Source organism: Metamycoplasma equirhinis, assembly GCF_006385185.1.
Lineage (GTDB): Bacteria > Bacillota_I > Bacilli_A > Mycoplasmatales > Metamycoplasmataceae > Metamycoplasma > Metamycoplasma equirhinis.
Window position 1 is genome coordinate 1 of record NZ_VFIX01000047.1, and the last position, 520, is coordinate 520.

Here is a 520-nt window from a genome sequence, read left to right on the forward strand (position 1 = left end):
TGGCGCAGGCCTTGGCCATCTCGGCGCCGCGGGTGGCGGCCAGCGCGACGGCGTCGTCGGCGGCTATCACACCGGCGATTGCGTAGGCCGCGATTTCGCCGACGGAGTGGCCGGCCACGATGACGTCCTTGCCGGCGAGCACGCATCGGCGCGCCAGTTCCTGGTGGGCCAGCAGAGTCGCGGCGACGATCAATGGCTGGGCGACCGCGGTGTCGGTGATCTCCTCGGTCGAGGCGGTGGTGCCCAGCCGGGCAAGATCTAGATCAGCGGCTTTCGACCACGCCGCGATCTGGTCCGCTGCGCCGGGCAGCTGAAGCCACGGCGACAACATTCCCTCGGTTTGCGAACCCTGTCCGGGTGCGAGCAACGCAATCACGTGTCTAAGAGAACACTGTGAAGACGGTTTTGCGCGGTGTAACAGATTATGAACCTCGTCTTAGGTTTTTGTATATAACCAACAAAACGGGCCTGTAAGCTATGTTTTTGAGATCGTCCCGCGACCTGTTGTCTGGATCACTTT

Annotated in this window: 1 pseudogene; it reads right to left on the reverse strand. The window is 62.3% G+C overall.

Annotation, left to right across the window (positions count from 1 at the left end):
- Positions 1 to 376 (reverse strand): annotated as a pseudogene (gene fabD, locus FJM08_RS08600) (malonyl CoA-acyl carrier protein transacylase); the annotation flags it as partial.
- Positions 377 to 520: the final 144 nt, after the last annotated feature.